Raw genomic sequence first — 22265 nt, forward strand, 5'->3', positions numbered from 1 at the left:
ACTCGTCCCCTCTCGGAGCAGACCATGATGTGCAGGACGGTTGCGGTACACCGCGACCGTCAGATGTCCTGGGATCCGGCGATTCGTTCCCGGCAGCTCTCGTCGGACTCCGCGCAGCTCACCGATTCGTAGGCCCCCACACCGATCGCGGCGAAGTTGTCGAGGCTCTCGGTCCCCGGCTCGAAATAGCCGCTGTGCCCGATCGCGTCGCCCGCCGAGACGATGCGCGCGCCGAAGCCGGGATCGACCGGGTCGGCGCCGTGTCCCAGGATGCCGAGCCGCAGGTTCGGCACGTCCGCGATCCAGTCGCCGCGGTCCCGCATCGCCCACACCCGGGCATCGGTGCGCAGCTCGTGGGCGCTCTCCACCCGCATGCCGGGGCTGCCCGCGACCGCTATGTCGTCGACCCTGGAGGGCAGTTCGCGCGCGGCGACCCCGCACACCACCGAGCCGTAGCTGTGGCAGAACAACGAGACCGGGGCGTTGCCGGGCAGGGCGTCCATCAGCGCGTTCAACCGCACCGCCCCGCGCGCGGCGAGGTTGCCCAGGGCCGCGTCCACGCCGATGCCGGCGGGCGTGGTGTAGTCGGCCCAGGCGATCACGGCGGTACGGACGCCGGGCCGCGCGGTGCGCTCGGCCGCGTACAGCGACTTCGCCATGCCGACCGGCGCGGCGTTCGTCCTCGGCGCGGACCGCTCCAGCGTGAGCAGGCCGGTGTCGACTCCGGGGACGATCACGGAGACCCGCTCGGCCCGGTCGAGATCGCCGAACACCTCGGCGGCGCGGCCCCTTCCGGACGGGTCGAAGGCGAGGAAGTGCCGGCCCCGGGAGAGCATCGAGGTGAAGCGGTGCGCCCGCCGGACCGCCTCCTCGCGTCCCTGGGGGGAGAGCCGCGCGTCGTGCGTGCGCCGCTGTTCGACCTTCCGCGCCTGCACCAGCGCCAGCCGGTTGGCCCGGTAGCGCAGCGTGACCGGGGCGCCGTTCAGGTTCCCCACGACCAAGGGATACCTGTCGGCCAGTGCGGTGCGCTGCGCGGCGGTGAGCGAGGCGAAGAAGTGGGCCAGCCGGTACGGCGGGGCGTCGACGCCCGGCAGCGCGTGGCCCGCCACCGTGCCCCGTGCCCAGGAGGCGAGCGCGATCTCGCGCGGCTCGTCGGAGCGTTGATGGCGTACGGCGGTCCAGCCGGTGGTCGCCAGCATCACGAATACGACCGCGACGGCGAGCAGCGCGCGCCAGGCGGTGAGCGTGGGGGAGGAGTCGAAGGAAGTCACTCAGGCCCACATTAGGAGACGCGCGTCAGCAGGCGTGGAGAGGGTGACGCACATCACTCGGCTGCAGGGAATTCGGGGTCGCCGATCTCACGCTGCGTGGTCGTCGCGGGCACGCTCAGGTGCGCGGAGCGCGCCCCGGGTGCCGCATGTGGCCGCCGGGGCGCGGCTGTTGTGAGGTCGGTCATGGTGCGGCGGTGAGGCGTGCGGCACATCGGGCGGTTCACGGGGCGGCGGCCCGGGCCGCTGCCGCGTGTCGCCCGTGGCCCGGCTCCGTCACCGACCACCGGCCGTCGGATGCCCGTCCGTCCGTGGCCCGTCCGTCCGCCACCGGTCGCGGGGCGTCGGCCGTTCGGCGCTCGCGCACCGTCCGGCCGGCGTCGGCTGCTCGCCGTGCCGGGCGCCCGGGACGGCCCGGGCCCCGGCCCGCCAGTCCCCCGCCAGGGCGGGGCCGAGCTGGTCCAGGTACGTCTCGGTCAGCGCGCGCAGCGAGTCCACGTCGGCGTCCCGGCCCCGCCCCCAGAGCTGTCCGGTCACCCGCAGCACCCCGCAGAACGCGGCCACGGCGACCCGGGGGCGCGGGTCCTCGTCCACGTCGAGGCCCTCGCGCCGGGCGATCAGCGTCGCCACCTGGTTCTCCAGGTGGCAGCTCCGCCGCAGGTGGGCGGCGAGCAGCGAGGGCGTCGACTCGATCATCCGGTACGTGCGCATGTGGAGTTCGACCGTGACGATCGCCTCGATCACCTCGCCGATGCTGTTCCAGGCGCACAGGACCGCGCCGCGCAGCGCCTCGAACGGGGTCTCCTCGGCGGGGCGTTGGCGCAGCTCCGCGAGGAAGCGCGACTCGACCATCTCCTGGATGGCGAAGACGGCCTCCTCCTTGCTGGCGAAGTAGCGGAAGAAGGTGCGCTGGGAGACCTCCACCGCGTCGACGATCTCGTCGACGGTGGTCTCCTCGTACCCCCGGGTGGTGAAAAGATCGAGGGCGGTGTGCAGCAGGGCGTCCCGGGTGCGGCGCTTCTTCCGTTCGCGCAGCCCGGTCGAACGCGCGGCCTGCTGCCCAGTACTCACGTGAAAGGTCCTCTTTCTCCTGCTCTGTCCGACTCAGCGTACCTGTGAGCTACGTGACAGTTACTGGCTTGTGAATTGGTTTGTCAACTGTCAGAGGCTGACACTAATGTCCCCGGCATGACTAGTCAGACCACCGTCGAAAAGGCGTCGCGGGAGCCGAACGGCTCCGTCGATCCCGCACCTGCCAAGGGGCTGCGCGGCCACCCCTGGCTGACGCTCTTCTCCGTGGCCATCGGCGTGATGATGGTCGCGCTCGACGGCACGATCGTCGCGATCGCCAATCCCGCCATCCAACAGGACCTGAAGGCATCGCTCGCCGACGTCCAGTGGATCACCAACGGGTACATGCTCGCCCTCGCGGTCTCCCTGATCACCGCGGGCAAGCTCGGTGACAGGTTCGGCCACCGCCAGACCTTCCTCATAGGCGTCGTGGGCTTCGCCGCGGCGTCGGGGGCCATCGGCCTCTCCGACAGCGTCGCCCTCGTGATCGTCTTCCGGGTGCTCCAGGGCCTCTTCGGCGCCCTGCTGATGCCCGCCGCGCTGGGCCTGCTGCGCGCCACCTTCCCGGCCGAGAAGCTGAACATGGCGATCGGCATCTGGGGCATGGTGATCGGCGCCTCCACCGCGGGCGGCCCGATCCTCGGCGGTGTGCTCGTCGAGCACGTCAACTGGCAGTCGGTCTTCTTCATCAACGTGCCGGTCGGCGTGATCGCGCTCGTGCTGGGCCTGGTGATCCTCAAGGACCACCGCGCCGAGAACGCGCCGCGCTCCTTCGACATCGGCGGCATCGTGCTGCTGTCGCAGGCGATGTTCTGCCTGATCTGGGCGCTCATCAAGGGTGCCGAGTGGGGCTGGGGCGACTACAAGACGATCGGCTTCCTGGGCGGCGCGCTGGTCCTGTTCGTGGTCTTCGCGCTCTCCCAGAAGAACGTCAGGGAGCCGCTGATCCCGCTCGCGATGTTCCGTTCCCTGCCGCTGTCCGCGGGCACGGTCCTGATGGTGCTGATGGCCTTCGCCTTCATGGGCGGCCTGTTCTTCGTCACCTTCTACCTCCAGAACGTGCACGGTCTGAGCCCCGTCGACAGCGGTCTGCACCTGCTGCCGCTGACCGGCATGATGATCGTCGCCTCGCCGCTCGCGGGCGTCCTGATCACCAAGTTCGGCCCGCGGGTCCCGCTGGTCGGCGGCATGGTGTGCACGGCGGTCGCCATGTTCGGGATGTCCCAGCTGGAGATCGGCACCGGCACCCTGACCATGTCGATCTGGTTCGGTCTGCTCGGCCTCGGCCTCGCCCCGGTGATGGTCGGCGCCACCGAGGTCATCGTCGGCAACGCCCCGATGGAGCTCTCCGGCGTCGCGGGCGGTCTCCAGCAGGCCGCCATGCAGGTCGGCGGCAGCCTCGGCACGGCGGTGCTGGGCGCGGTCATGGCCTCCCAGGTCGACTCGAAGCTGGACGGCAACTGGAAGGCCGCGCAGCTTCCGCCGCTGAGCCCGGAGCAGCTGGACCAGGCGTCCTCGGCCGTCGAGGTCGGCATCCCGCCGGTGGGCGGCGACGTCCCGCCGGAGATCGCGCAGAAGATCGCGGGCGTCGCCCATGACACCTTCGTGTCGGGCATGAGCACCGCGTTCATGGTCGCCGGCATCGTCGCGGCGGGCGCCGCTGTGGTCGCCACCCTCACCAAGCGCGGCGAGAACGCCGCCGCGGGAGCGGGCGCCGGCCACATCTGACCGGTCCCGCCCCGCCCCGGAACCCGGCGTCCGCACACCGACGCCGGGTTCCCGTACGTCAACACAGCGTGCGCGACAGCCCCGCCGGAGCCTTCCGGCGGGGCTGTCGCCTATCAGGGTGGTGTGCTCCGGGGCCCCTTCCCCGGGCGCCGCGTCGCAGGTCAGGGTGCATACGACTGATCCACCGATCCACAAGCCACGGGGGCTGATGACCATGCGTACGACCTTCCTCGCCGCGGCCCTGGCCGCCACCGCCCTGATCCCGCCGGCCGCCGACCGCCTCGCGGGTCCGCAGACCGCCCCGCGCCCCGCGAGCGCCCACACCGCGCACGGCGCGGCGTCCGCCGGGCTCGGGAGCTGCGGGAGCGGCCAGCTCTGCCTCTGGGCGAAGCCGGACTTCACCGGGGCCCGGCAGACCCACGAACTGTCCACCGTCGACATCGAGAGCTGCGTCCCGCTGCCCGAGGGCGCCGCCGTCCAGTCGCTCGCCAACCGCACCGGGCGCCCCGTCACCACCTACCAGTCGGCGGAGTGCGCCGAGACCGGCGAGTTCGAGACCTATCCCGGCGGCGGCACCTGGACGCCCCGGTCCCCCTACCAGGTCAGGGCCTTCAAGATCTGGGAGAACTGACCGGGGACGGGGCCGGGGCCGGAGCACCGGGAAGTCGGCGAACCGGAGCACCGGCCCCGGACACCGAAGGGCGGCGGGACCCAGGAGGTCCCGCCGCCCTTCACATGTCGGAGGCGCTTACGCGTCGCCGCCCGCCGCGCCCGGGTCGGCCGCCGTGACGTCCAGCAGCTCGTACCGGTCGATGGCCTGCTTCAGCAGCGAACGGTCGATCCGGTTCTCCTTCGCGAGCTCGGTGAGCACCGCCAGGACGATCGACTGCGCGTCGATGTGGAAGAACCGGCGGGCCGCGCCCCGGGTGTCGGCGAAGCCGAAGCCGTCCGCGCCCAGCGACTGGTACGCACCGGGCACCCAGCGCGCGATCTGGTCCGGCACCGAACGCATCCAGTCCGAGACCGCCACGAACGGGCCCTCGGAGCCGGAGAGCTTCCGCGTGACGTACGGGACGCGCTGCTCCTCCTCCGGGTGCAGCAGGTTGTACCGCTCCACCTCCACGGCCTCGCGGCGCAGCTCGTTCCAGGAGGTCGCCGACCAGACGTCCGCCCGGACGTTCCACTCGTCGGCGAGGATCCGCTGCGCCTCGACCGCCCACGGGACCGCCACGCCGGACGCCATGATCTGGGCCGGGATCTCGCCCCGGTCGGCGGCCTTGAAGCGGTACACGCCCTTGAGGATGCCATCGACGTCCACGTTCTCGGGCTCGGCCGGGTGCTGGATCGGCTCGTTGTAGACGGTGAGGTAGTAGAAGACGTCCTCGTTCTCCTCGGGGGTCCCGCCGTACATCCGGCGCAGACCGTCCTTGACGATGTGCGCGATCTCGTAGCCGAACGCCGGGTCGTAGGCGACACAGCCCGGGTTGGTCGAGGCGAGCAGCTGCGAGTGGCCGTCCGCGTGCTGGAGGCCCTCACCGGTCAGCGTCGTACGGCCGGCGGTCGCACCCAGCACGAAGCCGCGCGCGAGCTGGTCGGCCATCTGCCAGAACTGGTCACCGGTGCGCTGGAAACCGAACATCGAGTAGAAGACGTACACCGGGATCAGCGGCTCGCCGTGCGTGGCATACGCCGAACCGGCGGCGATCAGCGACGCCGTGCAGCCGGCCTCCGAGATGCCGTCGTGCAGCATCTGGCCGGTCGGCGACTCCTTGTACGCCAGCAGCAGATCGCGGTCCACCGCCTCGTACTGCTGCCCCAGCGGGTTGTAGATCTTCGCGCTCGGGAAGAAGGCGTCCATACCGAAGGTGCGGTACTCGTCCGGCGCGATCAGCACGAAGCGCTTGCCGATCTCCTTGTCCCGCATGAGGTCCTTCAGGATGCGGACGAACGCCATGGTGGTGGCGATCGACTGCTGACCCGAACCCTTCTTCGCGGTCGCGTACGTCTTGTCCCCGGGCAGGACCAGCGGCTTCGCGCGCACCACACGGGTCGGGACGTAACCGCCCAGGCCCTTGCGGCGGTCGTGCATGTACTGGATCTCCTCCGAGTCACGGCCCGGGTGGTAGTACGGCGGCAGGCCGTCCTCCAGCTGCTTGTCCGTGATCGGGATGTGCAGCCGGTCGCGGAACCGCTTGAGGTCCTCGACCGTGAGCTTCTTCATCTGGTGGGTCGCGTTGCGGCCCTCGAAGTTCGGCCCCAGGGTCCAGCCCTTGACCGTCTGCGCCAGGATCACCGTCGGCTGGCCCTTGTGGGCCTTGGCCGCCGCGTAGGCCGCGTAGACCTTCCTGTGGTCGTGACCGCCGCGGCCCAGGTGCAGGATCTGGTCGTCGGTCATGTCCTTGACCATGTCGCGCAGCCGCGGGTCGTCCCCGAAGAAGTGCTCGCGGATGTACGCGCCCGACTCGGTGGCGTACGTCTGGAACTGGCCGTCGGGCGTGGTGTTCAGCTTGTTGACCAGGATGCCCGTGCGGTCCTGCGCGAGCAGCGGGTCCCAGGAGCGGTCCCAGACCAGCTTGATGACGTTCCATCCGGCACCGCGGAACTGCGACTCCAGCTCCTGGATGATCTTGCCGTTGCCGCGCACCGGGCCGTCGAGCCGCTGCAGGTTGCAGTTGACCACGAAGGTGAGGTTGTCCAGGCCCTCGCGGGCGGCGATGGAGAGCTGGCCGAGCGACTCGGGCTCGTCCATCTCGCCGTCGCCCAGGTACGCCCAGACGTGCGAGTCGGAGGTGTCGGCGATGCCGCGCGCCTCCATGTAGCGGTTCATCCGGGCCTGGTAGATCGCGCCGAGCGGGCCGAGACCCATCGAGACGGTCGGGAACTCCCAGAAGTCCGGCATCAGCCGCGGGTGCGGGTAGCTGGACAGGCCGTTGGGCGCCTTCGACTTCTCCTGGCGGAAGGCGTCGAGCTGCGCCTCGCTCAGCCGGTCGAGCAGGAAGGCGCGGGCGTAGATGCCGGGGGAGGCGTGCCCCTGGAAGAAGATCTGGTCGCCGCCGCGGCCGTCGTCCTTGCCCCGGAAGAAGTGGTTGAAGCCCACGTCGTACAGCGAGGCGGAGGAGGCGAAGGTGGCGATGTGGCCGCCGACGCCGATGCCCGGACGCTGGGCGCGCGACACCATCACGGCCGCGTTCCAGCGGGTCGCGTTGAGGACCTTGCGCTCGATCTCCTCGTCGCCGGGGAAGAACGGCTCGTCCTTCGTGGCGATCGTGTTCACATAGTCCGTGCTGCGCATCTCCGGCACGGCGACGCGCTTCTCGCGCGCGCGCTCGATGAGCCGAAGCATCAGGTAACGGGCCCGCTCGCGGCCGCGCTCGTCGACCGCGGCGTCGAGCGAGTCGAGCCATTCCTGGGTCTCTTCGGGATCGAAGTCCGGGACCTGGCTCGGCAGGCCGCCAATGATGATCGGGTTGCGATCGGATCCGGAAGCCACGCTGTTCCTTCGCTGTTCGGTGGTGCTCTACGGGGCCTGATTGAGGGAGAACACGCCCCCGGGATATATGCATGTACGCCATCACCATCGTGTACCGCGGGGGCGCAAACGTCATCTCTACCGAGGGGTAACCGCCGTGTTGTGAGACATCGCGACCGCAGTACGGGGATGGCCTGGTCCAAACCGCAACCATACGCCCAAGGCGTCCAAGCGTTCCCAAAGGATGTTCGACTCCGAATGGGGGACCGAAACGGCATAAGCTGTGGAAGGACGTAAATGGGAGCGGACGGCAGTGCCGGACCCCGCGGAAGGATCCGCCGACAGTGCGGCGACGTGGTAGGGAACGTCACCGTTTAGGCGGTCTCGCACGCCGGGTACTTGCGCGATCCGCCGCTCCCGTGTGGACTACGGCCAACGCCCCGCGCACGCGCGTGGCTGAAGCATTTTCCGAAACATGATCAGGAGGCAACCCGTGAGCGCGACCGCGGACCACGCGGAGGAGCGGACCAACCCGGCTGCACGCCTGGGGTTCGAGCCCGGACAGGTGGTCCAGGAGATCGGCTACGACGACGACGTCGAGCAGGAGCTCCGTGAGGGCATTGAGGCCACAATCGGCCAGGATCTCGTCGACGAGGACTACGACGACGTCGCCGACGTCGTGCTGCTGTGGTTCCGGGACGAGGACGGCGACCTTACGGACGCGCTGGTGGATGCCATTGGTCTGATCGAGGACGGTGGCACGGTCTGGCTGATGACGCCGAAGACCGGCCGTGACGGATACGTCGAACCGAGCGACATCAACGAGGCCGCCCAGACGGCCGGTCTCTCCCAGACCAAGAGCATCAGTGCGGGCAAGGACTGGACGGGCAGCCGTCTGGTCACGCCGAAGGCTGCCAAGTCCAAGCGCTGAGCCACGCTCGCCGGGCGTTTCGCCCCGAAAGGCCCCCGACGGCACAGAGCCGGCCGGGGGCCTTCGTATGGGCCGGGGCTCTTCGCGGGCCCTTCCGCACGGTCCGCGGGCCCTTCCGCACGGTCCGCGGGCCCTTCCGTGCGGTCCGCGGCGGTCTTCGTACGGCCTCGCGGGTCTTCCGTACCGCCCCAGGGCATTTCCGCGGTCTTCGCGGCCCTCGGGGTCCCGGGGGCCGAGCCGGTCGGCCGTGGGCTCCGTGTGGCTCGGCACGGGCTCTGCGTAGGGTGGGGGCCACCCGGACAGCCCAGCCCGGTCAACGTAGCGAAGGGACGCTTTTCATGGCGATCGAGGTCGGCACCAAGGCCCCGGATTTCGAGCTGAAGGACAACCACGGCCGGACCGTGAAGCTCTCCGACTTCCGTGGCGAGAAGAACGTCGTGCTGCTGTTCTACCCGTTCGCCTTCACCGGCGTCTGCACGGGTGAGCTCTGCGCGCTCCGTGACGAGCTGCCGAAGTTCGAGAACGACGACACCCAGCTGCTCGCCGTCTCCAACGACTCCATCCACACCCTGCGCGTCTTCGCCGAGCAGGAGGGCCTGGAGTACCCGCTGGTCTCGGACTTCTGGCCGCACGGCGAGACCTCGCGGGCCTACGGCGTCTTCGACGAGGAGAAGGGCTGCGCGGTGCGCGGCACCTTCATCATCGACAAGGAGGGCGTGGTGCGCTGGACCGTCGTCAACGGTCTGCCCGACGCGCGCGACCTCAACGACTACATCAAGGCGCTCGACGCGCTCTGATCGGAGGTCTCCGGACGGGCACCCCGGCCGGGAACCACCGAACCCCCGATCGGCGACTTCCGAACCGGGACTCCCGGCCGGGTCCGGGTCCGCGGTCCTCATCCCGCAGATCCGGCGGTCCGGGACCGCCGGATCTGCGGCCGACCCGGCCAAAAGCCTGCTTTGGCCGGGAACCGGTCACTAGGATCCAGTCGTTGATCGGATGCCAACGCAACGTGGAGGCGCCGGCGTCCGCCGGCCCCCAAGGAAACCAATGGGAGGACTCGTGGGAGTCAGCCTCAGCAAGGGCGGCAACGTCTCGCTGACCAAGGCCGCACCCAACCTGACCGCGGTCATCGTCGGTCTGGGCTGGGACGCCCGTACCACCACCGGTGGTGACTTCGACCTCGACGCCAGCGCCCTGCTGACGAACGCCGAGGGCAAGGTCGGCAGCGATGGCAACTTCGTCTTCTTCAACAACCTCAAGAGCCCCGACGGCTCCGTGGAGCACACCGGTGACAACCTCACCGGTGAGGGCGAGGGCGACGACGAGGTCATCAAGGTGAACCTCGCCGGTGTGCCGGCCGATGTCGAGAAGATCGTCTTCCCGGTCTCGATCTACGAGGCCGAGACCCGCCAGCAGAGCTTCGGCCAGGTGCGCAACGCGTACATCCGCGTGGTCAACCAGGCCGACAACACCGAGCTGGCCCGTTACGACCTCAGCGAGGACGCCTCGACGGAGACCGCCATGGTCTTCGGCGAGCTGTACCGCAACGCGGGTGAGTGGAAGTTCCGCGCCATCGGCCAGGGCTACGCCTCGGGCCTGCGCGGCATCGCGCAGGACTTCGGCGTCAACGTCTGAGAAGACGCGACAGGGCCCGCCCTCCGGGCGCGGCCCGGTCCACGCCAGTAGACACTCCGTCCGGCGCCGCACTTCCGTGCGGCGCCGGATGCGGCTCAACAGACGGTTCAACAAATCGGGGAGGACACACCATGGGCGTCACGCTCGCCAAGGGAGGCAATGTCTCCCTCTCCAAGGCCGCACCCAACCTCACCCAGGTGCTGATCGGGCTCGGCTGGGACGCACGATCCACCACGGGCGCGGATTTCGACCTCGACGCCAGCGCCCTGCTGTGCCAGTCGGGCCGGGTGCTCGGCGACGAATGGTTCGTGTTCTACAACAATCTGACGAGCCCCGACGGCTCCGTGGAGCACACCGGGGACAACCTCACGGGTGAGGGCGACGGCGACGACGAGTCGGTCATCGTGAATCTCACGCAGGTGCCGGCGCACTGCGACAAGATCGTCTTTCCGGTCTCGATCCATGACGCGGACAATCGCGGGCAGACCTTCGGCCAGGTCAGCAATGCGTTCATCCGCGTGGTGAACCAGGCGGACGGTCAGGAACTCGCGCGTTACGACCTCAGCGAGGACGCCTCGACGGAAACGGCGATGATCTTCGGCGAGCTCTACCGGTACAACGGCGAGTGGAAGTTCCGGGCGGTGGGACAGGGGTACGCGTCCGGGCTGCGGGGCATCGCTCTAGACTTCGGGGTCAACGTTTCGTAAAACCGCGCACGGCGCGGGGGAGCCCCGTACACACCGGGGGAGACCCGTTACTTACACGATGGGGTAGCCAGTGCTTCTGAAAACCTTCGGCTGGTCGTTCGCGGTCACCGCGCTAGGCCTTGCCGCAGCTGCGTTCTACGGGGGGTGGGAAGCCTTCGGGGTGGTCGCGATCCTCTCCGTCCTGGAGATCTCGCTGTCCTTCGACAACGCGGTGGTCAACGCCGGGATCCTGAAGAAGATGAATGCCTTCTGGCAGAAGATCTTCTTGACGATCGGTGTGCTCATCGCGGTCTTCGGTATGCGACTGGTGTTCCCCGTCGTAATCGTGGCGATCACCGCCAAGATCGGCCCGATCGAAGCGGTCGACCTCTCGTTCAACCAGCCCGAGCGCTACCAGGAACTCGTCACCGACGCCCACCCGGCGATCGCCGCGTTCGGTGGCATGTTCCTGCTGATGATCTTCCTCGACTTCATTTTCGAGGAGCGGGACATTCAGTGGCTGCGCTGGATCGAGCGTCCGCTCGCCAAGCTCGGCAAGGTCGACATGCTGTCGGTCTGCATCGCGCTCATCGTGCTGCTGGTCGCGGCCATGACCTTCGCCACCAGCGCGCACCAGCACGGCGGCGGCCACGCCGACAAGGCGGAAACCGTTCTGCTCTCCGGTGTCGCGGGTCTGATCACCTACCTCATCGTCGGTGGCCTCTCCGGCTTCTTCGAGAACAAGCTGGAGGAGGAGGAAGAGCGCGAGCACGAGGCCGAGGAAGAGGCCAAGCGGAGCGGCAAGAAGGTCTCGGCCGTCGCCCTCGCCGGCAAGGCCGCGTTCTTCATGTTCCTCTACCTGGAAGTGCTCGACGCGTCCTTCTCCTTCGACGGTGTCATCGGCGCCTTCGCCATCACCAACGAGATCGTGCTGATGGCCCTCGGCCTCGGCATCGGCGCCATGTACGTCCGTTCGCTCACGGTCTACCTGGTTCGCCAGGGCACGCTCGACGACTACGTCTACCTGGAGCACGGCGCCCACTACGCCATCGGCGCGCTCGCGGTGCTCCTGCTGGTCACCATCCAGTACCAGATCAACGAGCTCATCACCGGCTTCATCGGTGTCGCGCTGATCGGTCTGTCCTTCTGGTCCTCGGTCCGGCGCAACAAGGCGCTGGAGGCCGAGGGCGGCGAAGGTTCCAAGGAGGAAGTCCCGTCCGGGGTGTGACCCGGTAGGGATTGAGGAACGCTCTCAGCGGGGCGGTCCGTACGGCGACGGTTCTCCGGAGACATCCGGACCCGGCCCGGCGGCCGCCCCGCTGTGATGTGGCCGCCCCGTACGACGTGCGGGGCGGCCGTGGGACCGGGGCACTTTTCTACCGATACGTGTGGGGGCTGGGGATGGGGTTCTGGGACAACCTGTGGCCGGGGCGGGAGTCACCGTTCGATTCGGGCGGTGCGATCACCGACTCCATCGTGCTCTCCCGACGGCACGCCACGGTCTCGCTGAGCAAACAGGGCACGGTGGCCGGCACGCTGCGGGTCAACCTCTCCTGGCGGATGCGCACGTCCGACATCGAGGGAAGGTCGCGGCAGAGCGGCCGGCTGCTGCGCCCGCTGAAGCTCTTCCAGCCGGACGTGGTCCAGGCGCACACCCAGGGCATGGTCAACGTCGACCTCGACCTGGGCTGCATGTACGAGCTGAAGGACGGCACCAAGGGCGTCGTCCAGCCGCTGGGCAACCTCATCGGCGACCTGAACGCACCGCCGTACATCCGGCTCAGCGGCGACGACCGCTTCGGGGCCCCCTCGGGCGAGACCGTCTACGTCAACCTCGACCACCACGAGGAGATCAAGCGGCTGCTGTTCTTCGTCTACATCTACGACCAGACGCCGGCGTTCGACCGCACGCACGCCATGGTGACGCTCTATCCGACGGGCAGCGGCCCGCGGATCGAGATCGAACTGGACGAGCGCGCCCCGCAGGCCCGCTCCTGCGCCGTGTTCACGGTGGAGAACGTCAAGGGCGAGCTGATCGTGCGGCGCGAGGTGAAGTTCGTGTACGGCTTCCAGTCGGAGCTGGACCGGATGTACGGCTTCGGCATGCAGTGGGGGCGCGGCTACAAGTCCCGGACCTGAGACCGGACAGCCGGGCCGCCCCGGGGGCTTCGGGTCTTCGGGTCCTCGGGGCTTCGCGCGGGCGAGCCCGGATTCCGGCCCGGACGGGGCGGCTCAGGACCTGACGAACTGCGGGCCCTGCGGCGGCAGCACGAAATTCGGGTCCGGGGCGGGCGCCGCAGCAGCGGCGGGCTGCGGATAGCCGTAGGCGGGGGGCCGGGCCGGGGGCTGCTGGGCGGGGGCGGGCTGCGGATAGCCGTACCCCGGCTGGTGGACGGGAGGAGCGGCCGGGTGGGTCGTATGCGCCGCCGCGGGCGGCGGGTACCCGTACGCGGGCTGCTGGTGCTGCACCGTGGCCTGCGAGTCGGGGTCGGGCGCCGGGGCCGGCGGGAAGTCGGGCGCGGGCGGCGGGAAGCCGGGTGCGGGGGCCGCCGAGGGCTCCGCCGTGGCCTCCCCCTCGTCGACCGAGATGCCGAACGCGGTCGCCAGGCCGATCAGCCCGGTCGGATAGCCCTGCCCCACGGCCCGGAATTTCCAGCCATCACCGCGCCGGTAGAGCTCGCCGCAGATGATCGCGGTCTCCTCACCGGTCTCCGGCCGCACGTCGAAGACCGCGAGCGGCTCCCCGTCGGCCGTCGCCGCGTCGTACAGCAGGATGCGCAGATCGTGCACCTGGGCGAACGTGGCCCCGTCGGAGGAGGCGGCGACCACCACCTGTTCGACCGAGGGGTCGAGCCCGTTCAGATCGGCCTCGATGGCGTCCGTGAGGCCCTCCGGGACGCTGCGCTTCGGGAGCCGTCGCACCAGGCCGGAGGGGTGGCGGGGCTGGTTGTAGAAGACGAAGTCCTCGTCCGAGCGCACGCGGCCGCCGCTTCCCAGCAGCAGTGCCGAGGCGTCCACGTCCGGGACGCCGGTGCCCGGGGTCCAGCGCAGCACGGCCCGTACGGCCATGGCGTCCAGAGGGACGTTCGAGCCCTTCACCATCGCGTGCGTCATGCCCGTCATCCTGCCTGCTGGCTGCCCGCGCGGACAACGCGGGGTCGTACCGGATCTTCCGGAGGCAAGCCCTCCGCCGGGCTCCGGCACGTCGGGAAATGGACGAGTTACCCGGAATTCATGCACGTGGGGAACTGCCGACACCCGTCCGTACGTACTATTACCGGCCATACGTTGTCCGGCCGGTCAGGCAGTTCGGGGGAGTTACATGCGTCATTTCGGGCATATCACGCCCGCGGTGAGGGAGGCATTGTTCTTCCGGGAACCGTGCGAATTCGGGGCGGAATCGCCGCCCGGGATGCTTTCGGCGGCCTTGGGTGCCACTCTGTACAGCCCCGCCACCAGGCCGCGGCTCGCCGACGACATCATCAAGCAGGCCGGGCGCGGTGTCGTCTCCATGGTGCTGTGCCTGGAGGATTCCATCGACGACTCCGAGGTCGTCGACGCCGAGGAGAACCTGGTCAGGCAGTTCGCCGAGCTGGACGCGCGCGGGGTCGAGGGGCCGCTGCTCTTCATCCGGGTCCGGGAGCCGGGCCAGATCGTGGACCTGGTGCACCGGCTCGGCCGTACTGTCCGAATGTTGTCTGGTTTTGTACTTCCCAAGTTCACGGAAGAGCGTGGCGTGCCCTTCCTGGAGGCGCTCGCCAAGGCCGAAAAGGCATGCGATCAGAGACTGTTCGCGATGCCCGTCCTGGAGTCGCCCGAGCTGCTGTACCTGGAGAGCCGGAGCGAGACGCTCCGGGGGATAGCCCGCACCGTCGACGCGTACCGCGAACAGGTCCTCGCGCTGCGGCTCGGCGTCACCGACTTCTGCTCCGCGTACGGGCTGCGCAGGGCGCCCGACATGACGGCGTACGACGTGCAGATCGTCGGCTCGGTGATCGCCGACGTGGTCAACGTGCTGGGCCGGGCGGACGGCACGGGCTTCACGATCACCGGCCCGGTGTGGGAGTACTTCCGGCTCCAGGAGCGCATGTTCAAACCGCAGCTGCGCCGCAGCCCCTTCCTGGAGGGCCGGGCCGAGGAGCTGCGCACGGCGCTGATCGAGCACGACCTGGACGGGCTGCTGCGCGAGATCGAGCTCGACCGGGCGAACGGCCTGCTCGGCAAGACCTGCATCCACCCGTCGCACGTGGCGCCCGTGCACGCGCTGTCCGTGGTCAGCCACGAGGAGTACAGCGACGCCCAGGACATCCTGCGGCCGGAGCGGGGCGGCGGCGGAGTGATGCGCTCCGCCTACACGAACAAGATGAACGAGGTGAAGCCGCACCGCGCCTGGGCCGAGCGGACCCTGCGACGGGCCGAGGTGTTCGGCGTGGCGAAGGCGGACGTCGGCTTCGTGGAACTGCTGGCCGCGGGCCTCGCGGAATGAGCGCGGCACGCGCGGCGGGGACACGACGGGGGACGGACGTACGGCGAGAAGCGGGCACCCGGCGAGGCGCAGCCGCGCGGCCGGGGACAGCGATGCGGCCGGGCGCGGGCGTAGGGCGCGGTACGGGAGTCCGGCGGCGAACGGGCGTGTCTCGATGAGCGAGCGCGCGGCGAGGAAAGAGACGGCGAACGTGGTGTGGTCGGGCAGCTGGGTGACGGAGCGGCTGGGCGTGGAGCTCGTCGGCGACGGAAGGCCCGACGGCGACGGCGAGCTGAGAGAACTGCTGGGCCTCGCCCTGCGCCGCAACCCCAAGCGGGCCCACCTCCTCGTCTCGAACGTGCTCGGCAAGCACGTGCCGCAGAAGCCCTCCATCGTGTACGGCGCCGGGTTCGAGCTCGGCCGACGGGTGCGCGAACTCCTCGGTGACGCCGAGGCGGCCCGGGCGGTCGTGCTCGGTTACGCGGAGACGGCCACCGGCCTCGGCCACGCGGTCGCCGACGGCCTGGGCCCGGCGCCGTACCTCCACTCCACGCGCCGCCCCGTCGAGGGCGTGGTGCGGGCGGCCGGCTTCGAGGAGTCCCACTCGCACGCCACCTCGCACCTGCTGCTCCCGGAGGACCCGGAGCTGCTGGCGGCCCCGTCGGCCGACCGGGCCCCCGACGGGCCGCTGGTGCTGGTGGACGACGAGTTCTCCACCGGCAACACCGTGCTCAACACCATCCGCGCGCTGCACGAGCGCTACCCGCGGAGCCGCTACGTCATCGTCGCCCTCGTGGACATGCGGTCACCCGCCGACCGGGAAAGGCTGACCGGGTTCGCCGAGGAGACGGGCGCGCGCATCGACCTGGTGGCACGGAGCGCGGGCACGGTCCTCCTCCCGGAGGGCGTCCTGGAGAAGGGCCAGGCCCTGGTCGAGGCCCACGAGCCGGAACAGGAACGGAAGCCGGAACCGGAACCCGCGCAAGGGCCGGAAACGGAATCGGCGGACGGCGCCGGGCGCGCGCGGAACGCCGGGCCGGCCTCTGCCGCGGCCGAGGTCCGGCCCTGCACCCGGGTGGACCTCCGGTGGCCCGCGGGCGTCCCCGACGGCGGGCGGCACGGCTTCACCCCCGCCCACCGCGCGGCGCTGGAACCGGCCCTGCCCGCCATGGCCGACCGCGTCGCCGAGGCGCTGGGCGACGCCCGCCGCGTACTGGTCCTCGGCTTCGAGGAACTGATGTACGCCCCCCTGCGCCTGGGCACGGCGCTGGAGGACCGCCTCGACGCCGAGGTGCGTTACTCCACCACGACGCGGTCCCCCGTCCTCGCCGTGGACGACCCCGGCTACGCGATACGCAGCCGGCTGGTCTTCCCGGCGCACGACAACCCGGCGGACGGGCCCGGCGACCGGTACGCGTACAACGTCGCGGGCGCCGGGTTCGACGCCGTGGTGCTGACCGTCGACTCCGCCGCCGACACCCCCGAACTGCACGCACCGGACGGCCTGTTGGCGCAGCTCGCCGCGCACACCGACCACGTCCTGCTGGCAGTCGTCCCCTCGTACGTGCCCCCGGTCCCCCGGAAGGGCACCCCTCCCGCCCCCCACTCCTCCGACGGATCCGAACGGCAGGAAACCACCGTGCTGCCCGAGCCCCTTCGCGGCCCCGCCTTCTCCTCCTACGCGCCGGACGAGGTCGGCTGGCTGCTCCAGGACCTCTCGGACACCGAACTGGAGGCGCCCACCGAGGAGCGCGAGGAGGCGATACAGAGCGGTGGCGCGCACTACGCCGAGTCGCTGCCGGTCGAGTACCAGCCGTCCGAGCGGTACCAGGAACTGTTCGGGACGGCGCTGGAGCTGTCGGCCGCCCGGGTCGCCCGCGCGGTCGGCACCGTCACCGAGACGGTGCTCGCCGAGCGCGGCCCCCGCCCCGTCCTGGTCTCGCTGGCCAGGGCCGGTACGCCCGTCGGCGTACTCATGCGACGCTGGGCCCGCCACCGGCACGGCATCGACCTGCCGCACTACGCCGTCTCCATCGTCCGGGGCCGGGGCATCGACGCCAACGCCCTGCGCTGGCTGGCCGCCCACCACGACCCGGCGGAGGTCGTCTTCGTCGACGGCTGGACCGGGAAGGGCGCGATCACCCGCGAACTGTCCGAGGCGCTCGCCGGGTTCGAGGGCTTCGACCCCGAGATCGCGGTGCTCGCCGACCCGGGCGGCTGCGTCCGCACCTACGGCACGCGCGAGGACTTCCTCATCCCGTCCGCCTGCCTGAACTCCACCGTCTCCGGGCTGATCTCGCGGACCGTGCTCCGCGCCGACCTGGTCGGCCCCGAGGACTTCCACGGCGCGAAGTTCTACCGGGAGCTGGCGGACGCCGATGTGTCCGGCCGCTTCCTCGACACCGTCACCGCCCACTTCGACGAGGTCGCCGACGCCGTGGACGCCGAGGCCAAGGAGCTGCTCACGGCCGACCGGGCACCCACCTGGGAGGGCTGGGCCGCGGTGGAACGCATCAGCGAGGAGTACGGCATCCACGACGTGAACCTGGTCAAGCCGGGCGTCGGCGAGACGACCCGGGTACTGCTGCGCCGCGTTCCGTGGAAGATCCTCGCCAAGCGCGGCGCGGGCGCGGACCTCGACCACATCCGGCTGCTGGCCGAGCAGCGGGGCGTACCGGTGGAAGAGGTCGACGAACTCCCGTACTCCTGCGTCGGGTTGATCCACCCGAAGTACACCAGGGGAGCGACGGGAGCGGACGGCAGGGCGGTGGAGTCCAAGTGACCGCCGCCCCGGCCGCACGGGTGCCCGCCGGAGCCCCGGCCTCCGTCCCCGCCTCCGCCTCCGCCTCCGCTCCCGTGGTGCTCGTCGCCAGCGATCTCGACCGCACGCTGATCTACTCCACGGGGGCGCTCCAGCTCACCGTGCCGGACGCCGAGGCCCCCCGGCTGCTCTGTGTGGAGGTGTACGACCACAAGCCGCTCTCCTACCTCACCGAGACGGCGGCGGCGCTGCTCGACGAACTGGCCCGCACCACGGTCCTCGTACCGACCACCACCCGCACCCGCGAACAGTACGGGCGCGTCCATCTGCCCGGCCCCGCACCGCGGTTCGCGATCTGCGCCAACGGCGGGCACCTCCTCGTCGACGGCGAGTCCGACCCCGACTGGCAGCGACGGGTGACCCGCGGGCTCGCCGACGAATGCGCCCCGCTCGCCGAGGTGCGCGCACACCTCCTGGCCGCGGCCGACCCCGCCTGGCTGCTCAAGGAACGGGTCGCCGAGGACCTCTTCGCCTACCTCGTCGTGGAACGCGCGCTGCTGCCCGGGGGCTGGGTCGAGGAACTGGGGGAGTGGGCGCGGACCCGCGGCTGGACGGTCTCCCTCCAGGGCCGCAAGATCTACGCCGTACCGGGACCGCTCACCAAGAGCGCCGCGATGGACGAGGTGGCCCGCCGAACCGGCGCCGCGCTCACCCTCGCCGCAGGCGACAGCCTCCTCGACGCCGATCTGCTCCTGGCCGCGGACCGCGCCTGGCGCCCCGCCCACGGCGAACTGGCCGACACCGGCTGGAGCGCCCCGCACGTCGAGGTGACGGACGAGCGCGGGGTGGCCGCGGGCGAGGAGATCCTGCGGCGCTTCCTCCGTACGGCGAAGGAGTTCCGGACGTCGGGCGGGACCCGGGTGCCGGAAGAGTTCCAGGAACCGGAGGCGCTCCGGGGACAGGCGGCGCGCCGGGTGTAGGCGGCGTTGCGGGCCCCGGGGAGGGAAGATCATCCTGGCGCCGGGAACCGGCACACCGGCCGATCGAGGCACGAGGAGCACAGGATGACCAAGGGCAACGAAACCAAGATCACGGACGAGCTGTACGCCTACATGCTGGCGCACAACCCGCCGCTCGACGCGGTGCAGCGCGAACTGATCGAGACCACGTACGCACGCCTGCCCGAACAGGCCGGCATGCAGTCCGCGCAGGAGCAGGGCCCGCTGCTCGCCTTCCTCGTCCGGCTGACCGGGGCCCGGCACATCGTGGAGGTCGGGACGTTCACCGGGTTCTCCGCCCTGTCGATGGCGCAGGCGCTGCCCGCCGACGGTCGGCTGATCGCCTGCGACATCTCGGAGGAGTGGACCGCGTACGGCCGGGAGGCATGGGAGAAGGCGGGCGTCGCGGACCGGATCGAGCTGCGCATCGCCCCCGCGCTCGACACGCTGCGGGCGATGCCGGCCGAGCCGCACATCGACCTCGCCTACCTGGACGCGGACAAGGGCAACTACATCCCGTACTGGGAGGAGCTGGTGCCCCGGATGCGGCAGGGCGGCCTGCTCGTCACGGACAACGTGCTCTTCCACGGCGGGGTGACCGACCCGCGGGCCACCGGCGGAGCGGCGGCGATCAAGGAATTCAACGAGCACGTGGCCGCGGATCCGCGGATGGACAGTGTGATGCTGACCGTCTCCGACGGCCTGACGCTCTCGCGCAGGAAGTGAGCGGACGGGTGACGAACGGCGAACGGTGACGACCCCGGAGCCGTCGCCTCGGCACGCGGCCCCGGAGCCGTCGCGTCGGGGAGCGACCCCGGGGCCACCCGTTCTCAGCCGCAGCAGCCCCCGCCGCAGCAACCGCCCCCGCCCCCGCCACCGGCCGACGGAGCGGCGGGCGCGGACTTGGCGGACGACCCGCCCACGGCGACGGTGGACAGCAGCTTCACGGTGTCCTCGTGCCCGGCGGGGCAGGAGGCCGGGTCCGAGGACTGCGCCATCGGGCGGCTGAGTTCGAACGTGTCTCCGCAGGAGCGGCAGCGGTATTCGTAACGAGGCATGGCCCCAGGCTAACGGCGACGGACCACCGGCATCGAGGTCGCCGCCCGCCGGCTCAGCCGCATCTCCCGCTCGGCCTCCTCGGGGTGGCGGGCCCGCCAGTACGGGTTGTCGTGCGGGAGACCGCCGCTGACCCGCCCGTACATCCCGAAGACCATCAGCATCAGCCCGACCACGAAGCTGAACAGCACGTTCTGGAGGTGGAAGGCGAGGAAGTTGTAGTCGGTCTCCAGCAGGGCGAGATTGACGAAGCCGCTCAGGAGGAAGGCGACGCCCAGGACCATGTTGAGCGTCGAGGCGAAGTTGCCGCCGATCACCATCCCGATGAACAGGAGCAGGCCCACGCAGATGGACAGGACGCTGAGGGCGCCGTTGGTGTTGAGGCCCGCGACGGTGGCCCCGCCGGTGCTGAAGAAGCCGATCCTGTCGATCAGCCCCAGGACCCCGAAGACGAACAGCACCAGCCCCATCAGGCCCGCCCCGACCCGGTAGACCCGGCTGAGCCGGTGGTCGACCGGCAGGTGCTTGTCGAGCGCGGTGGTCTTGCGGCGACGGGGAGTGCGCCGCCCCGGAAGGTGCAGTGCGTGGGTGGCCATGCCGGCCTCCTTCGGGCGTACTACCACCAGGATCCGCCCACGCCTCGGCCGCCGCACATCAGAGCCCCGGTCCCGGGCCCGAGACGCGGCCCGGGGAACTCGGCCCCAGGAGTTCAGCCCCGGGAATCCGGCTCCGGAACCGGCCCGTGGAACCGGGTCCCGGAACCGGCCCCAGGACCGGACCTCGACATCAGGTTCCGGAATCAGCCCCCGGTCCCGGTCCCGGCCCCGCGCTCCTCACGGATCTCGGAGACCACCCGCGCGGCGGTCCGCCGTACCGTCTCGGTCTCGGTCAGGAAGTGCCAGTAGTCGGGGTGCCGCCCCTCCAGCGCGGTGACGGCACGGTCCAGCCGGGCCACCGCGTCGTCCAGCGGACGGGCATGGCGCGGATCGGGCGTGCTGCGCCCCTCCATGGCGAGGCGCTGGGCGTCGCGGACCGCGAACCGGGTCCGCTGGATCTCCTGCTGCGGGTCCTTGGCCACGCCGTCCAGCCGCTGCAGCCGGTCACCGGCCGCCGACACCGCCTCGTCCGTGGCGTTCAGCAGGGCGCGGACCGTGCTCAGCCGGGAGGTCGCGTCGGCCCACCGCTGCTCGTCCCTGGCCCGAGCGGCCTCCTCCAGCTTCTCCTCGGCCCGCCGCACATTGACGACCGCCTGCTCCGGAACGGGCTGGAGGTCCTGCCAGCAGGCCGCGGAGAACCGCCGTCGCAGCTCGCTCAGCACCGGCTCCACCGAGCCGGCCCGGTTCGTCAGCGCCTGGGCCCGGGTGCGCAGCGAAACCAGCCGGTGGTCGATCTCGGCGGCCCGCGCGGGCAGCTCGTCCGCCTCGGCCCGTACGGCCTCGGCGTCGCGCAGGACGCGGTCGGCGCGTTGCAGGGTCTCCTGGACGCCGTGCCGGCCCGCGCCCTCGTTGAGCTTGGTCAGTTCGGGGGCGAGGGCGGCCAGCCGCGCGGCGAGATGATCCGCCCGCAGCCCGGAGGCCCGCACCGCGTCGAGCGCGTTGCTCGCACCGAGCAGCGCCTGCCGGGCCCGTTCCACGGCGGGCGCGAGCCGGGCGAGCTGCGTCTCCGCACTGCCCAGCAGCGGACCGAGCCCCTGGGCGAACCGGTCCAGCTCGCCCTTGACCCGTATCAGCTCGTCCCTGGCCGTGGTCAGCTCGGTCCGGGCGCGGGCCGCGACCGACGGTTCGAGATCGTCCCGGTCGAGGTCGTACGCGTCGACGGCGGTGATGTACAGATGACTGACCGCGTCGATCCGCTGCCCGAGAGCGGCGAAGTCGTCCACGGCCTTGCGGGCACGGGGGGAACTGTCGACCGCGGTGATCGTCTCGATGGAGATCCGCAGGTCGCGCTGGGCCGTGTCCAGCTCGTAGAAGGCCGCCGCGGCGGCGTCCTTCGCGGCCTGCGCGTCGGCGCGCTGGCCCTCCCCGCGCCCGCCGAACCACCGTCTCGTGCCACCCCCGGCGAAGGCGGCGGGCAGCGCGGCCACGAGCAGCGGCACCGGCAACAGCATCAGCCCGAGGACATCCCTGACGGCGGAATTCCCACCCGCTCCCGTCCGCGGCTGCGCGTGTGTCGCCGTCACATCCCTCTCCCGTGC

General features: G+C 70.8%; 18 protein-coding genes and 1 pseudogene. 12 read left to right on the plus strand and 7 right to left on the minus strand.

The annotated features are described in order from the left end of the window. Positions 1–59 precede the first annotated feature (59 nt). The gene (locus ACFYW1_RS09435) at positions 60–1271 is read right to left on the minus strand and encodes an alpha/beta hydrolase (protein ID WP_388989535.1); all 1212 of its coding nucleotides are present in this window, start codon (positions 1269–1271) and stop codon (positions 60–62) included. A gap of 423 nt (positions 1272–1694) precedes the next feature. Further along, positions 1695–2339, minus strand: a pseudogene (locus ACFYW1_RS09440) (TetR family transcriptional regulator); the annotation flags it as partial. 117 nt (positions 2340–2456) lie between these two features. Here ACFYW1_RS09440 and ACFYW1_RS09445 point away from each other — a divergent pair. Both ACFYW1_RS09445 and ACFYW1_RS09450 read left to right on the plus strand, forming a co-directional pair. Continuing rightward, complete coding sequence (locus ACFYW1_RS09445; RefSeq protein ID WP_388989538.1) at positions 2457–4067, plus strand: MFS transporter; 1611 nt, start codon at positions 2457–2459, stop codon at positions 4065–4067. A 214-nt stretch (positions 4068–4281) separates the two neighbouring features. After that, complete coding sequence (locus ACFYW1_RS09450; protein ID WP_388990156.1) at positions 4282–4698, plus strand: peptidase inhibitor family I36 protein; 417 nt, start codon at positions 4282–4284, stop codon at positions 4696–4698. A gap of 117 nt (positions 4699–4815) precedes the next feature. Here the strand turns inward: ACFYW1_RS09450 and aceE are convergent, their stop codons facing one another. Beyond that, positions 4816–7557 carry a pyruvate dehydrogenase (acetyl-transferring), homodimeric type gene (aceE, locus tag ACFYW1_RS09455; RefSeq protein WP_388989541.1) on the minus strand — a complete coding sequence of 914 codons (2742 nt, stop codon included), beginning with the start codon at positions 7555–7557 and terminating at the stop codon, positions 4816–4818. Positions 7558–8029: 472 nt separating this feature from the next. Here aceE and ACFYW1_RS09460 point away from each other — a divergent pair, with 472 nt between their 5' ends. The 6 genes from ACFYW1_RS09460 to ACFYW1_RS09485 all read left to right on the plus strand — a co-directional run bounded on the left by ACFYW1_RS09460 (position 8030) and on the right by ACFYW1_RS09485 (position 12930). Then, positions 8030–8467: a DUF3052 domain-containing protein gene (locus ACFYW1_RS09460; RefSeq protein ID WP_148834892.1), complete on the plus strand. Its 438-nt coding sequence runs from the start codon at positions 8030–8032 to the stop codon at positions 8465–8467. Between the two features lie 338 nt (positions 8468–8805). Then, positions 8806–9264: a peroxiredoxin gene (locus ACFYW1_RS09465; RefSeq protein WP_189541777.1), complete on the plus strand. Its 459-nt coding sequence runs from the start codon at positions 8806–8808 to the stop codon at positions 9262–9264. A gap of 265 nt (positions 9265–9529) precedes the next feature. Next, positions 9530–10105: a TerD family protein gene (locus ACFYW1_RS09470; RefSeq protein ID WP_148835649.1), complete on the plus strand. Its 576-nt coding sequence runs from the start codon at positions 9530–9532 to the stop codon at positions 10103–10105. A gap of 131 nt (positions 10106–10236) precedes the next feature. Continuing rightward, positions 10237–10812: a TerD family protein gene (locus tag ACFYW1_RS09475; RefSeq protein ID WP_148834890.1), complete on the plus strand. Its 576-nt coding sequence runs from the start codon at positions 10237–10239 to the stop codon at positions 10810–10812. A 70-nt stretch (positions 10813–10882) separates the two neighbouring features. After that, a complete protein-coding gene (locus ACFYW1_RS09480) occupies positions 10883–12019 on the plus strand; it encodes a DUF475 domain-containing protein (RefSeq protein WP_388989546.1) in 1137 nt (378 codons plus the stop codon). Between the two features lie 173 nt (positions 12020–12192). After that, the gene (locus ACFYW1_RS09485; RefSeq protein WP_388989549.1) at positions 12193–12930 is read left to right on the plus strand and encodes a Tellurium resistance; all 738 of its coding nucleotides are present in this window, start codon (positions 12193–12195) and stop codon (positions 12928–12930) included. A gap of 93 nt (positions 12931–13023) precedes the next feature. Here the strand turns inward: ACFYW1_RS09485 and ACFYW1_RS09490 are convergent, their stop codons facing one another. Then, entirely contained in the window at positions 13024–13905 is an 882-nt protein-coding gene (locus tag ACFYW1_RS09490; protein WP_388989552.1) for a TerD family protein, read from the minus strand. Positions 13906–14113: 208 nt separating this feature from the next. Here ACFYW1_RS09490 and ACFYW1_RS09495 point away from each other — a divergent pair, with 208 nt between their 5' ends. From ACFYW1_RS09495 to ACFYW1_RS09510, 4 genes are all read left to right on the plus strand, one after another. Beyond that, positions 14114–15277 (plus strand): HpcH/HpaI aldolase/citrate lyase family protein, encoded by a 1164-nt coding sequence (locus ACFYW1_RS09495; protein ID WP_388989555.1) that lies wholly within the window; start codon positions 14114–14116, stop codon positions 15275–15277. Between the two features lie 154 nt (positions 15278–15431). Beyond that, positions 15432–18038, plus strand: a complete 2607-nt coding sequence (locus tag ACFYW1_RS09500) for a phosphoribosyltransferase (RefSeq protein WP_388989558.1) — start codon at positions 15432–15434, stop codon at positions 18036–18038. 20 nt (positions 18039–18058) lie between these two features. After that, complete coding sequence (locus ACFYW1_RS09505) at positions 18059–18997, plus strand: HAD family hydrolase (RefSeq protein ID WP_388990159.1); 939 nt, start codon at positions 18059–18061, stop codon at positions 18995–18997. Positions 18998–19081: 84 nt separating this feature from the next. Beyond that, on the plus strand, positions 19082–19741 hold the full coding sequence (locus ACFYW1_RS09510) for an O-methyltransferase (RefSeq protein ID WP_388989561.1): 660 nt from the start codon (positions 19082–19084) through the stop codon (positions 19739–19741). Between the two features lie 104 nt (positions 19742–19845). On the opposite strand, the gene ACFYW1_RS09515 is transcribed toward ACFYW1_RS09510, so the two are convergent. From ACFYW1_RS09515 to ACFYW1_RS09525, 3 genes are all read right to left on the minus strand, one after another. Continuing rightward, positions 19846–20073, minus strand: a complete 228-nt coding sequence (locus ACFYW1_RS09515; RefSeq protein WP_388989564.1) for a zinc ribbon domain-containing protein — start codon at positions 20071–20073, stop codon at positions 19846–19848. 9 nt (positions 20074–20082) lie between these two features. Beyond that, the gene (locus ACFYW1_RS09520; protein ID WP_388989568.1) at positions 20083–20667 is read right to left on the minus strand and encodes a DUF4383 domain-containing protein; all 585 of its coding nucleotides are present in this window, start codon (positions 20665–20667) and stop codon (positions 20083–20085) included. Between the two features lie 203 nt (positions 20668–20870). Further along, positions 20871–22250 carry a hypothetical protein gene (locus ACFYW1_RS09525; protein WP_388989571.1) on the minus strand — a complete coding sequence of 460 codons (1380 nt, stop codon included), beginning with the start codon at positions 22248–22250 and terminating at the stop codon, positions 20871–20873. Positions 22251–22265: the final 15 nt, after the last annotated feature.

Source organism: Streptomyces sp. NPDC002669 (assembly GCF_042889165.1).
Classification (GTDB): Bacteria; Actinomycetota; Actinomycetes; order Streptomycetales; family Streptomycetaceae; genus Streptomyces.

Bases quoted from the DNA above. Each gene is read 5' to 3' on its own strand.
- ACFYW1_RS09445 (WP_388989538.1), top strand. From the start codon at position 2,457: ATGACTAGTCAGACCACCGTCGAAAAGGCGTCGCGGGAGCCGAACGGC.
- ACFYW1_RS09450 (WP_388990156.1), top strand. From the start codon at position 4,282: ATGCGTACGACCTTCCTCGCCGCGGCCCTGGCCGCCACCGCCCTGATC.
- ACFYW1_RS09465 (WP_189541777.1), top strand. From the start codon at position 8,806: ATGGCGATCGAGGTCGGCACCAAGGCCCCGGATTTCGAGCTGAAGGAC.
- ACFYW1_RS09475 (WP_148834890.1), top strand. From the start codon at position 10,237: ATGGGCGTCACGCTCGCCAAGGGAGGCAATGTCTCCCTCTCCAAGGCC.
- ACFYW1_RS09485 (WP_388989549.1), top strand. From the start codon at position 12,193: ATGGGGTTCTGGGACAACCTGTGGCCGGGGCGGGAGTCACCGTTCGAT.
- ACFYW1_RS09490 (WP_388989552.1), bottom strand. From the start codon at position 13,905: ATGACGCACGCGATGGTGAAGGGCTCGAACGTCCCTCTGGACGCCATG.
- ACFYW1_RS09495 (WP_388989555.1), top strand. From the start codon at position 14,114: ATGCGTCATTTCGGGCATATCACGCCCGCGGTGAGGGAGGCATTGTTC.
- ACFYW1_RS09500 (WP_388989558.1), top strand. From the start codon at position 15,432: ATGAGCGAGCGCGCGGCGAGGAAAGAGACGGCGAACGTGGTGTGGTCG.
- ACFYW1_RS09510 (WP_388989561.1), top strand. From the start codon at position 19,082: ATGACCAAGGGCAACGAAACCAAGATCACGGACGAGCTGTACGCCTAC.
- ACFYW1_RS09515 (WP_388989564.1), bottom strand. From the start codon at position 20,073: ATGCCTCGTTACGAATACCGCTGCCGCTCCTGCGGAGACACGTTCGAA.
- ACFYW1_RS09520 (WP_388989568.1), bottom strand. From the start codon at position 20,667: ATGGCCACCCACGCACTGCACCTTCCGGGGCGGCGCACTCCCCGTCGC.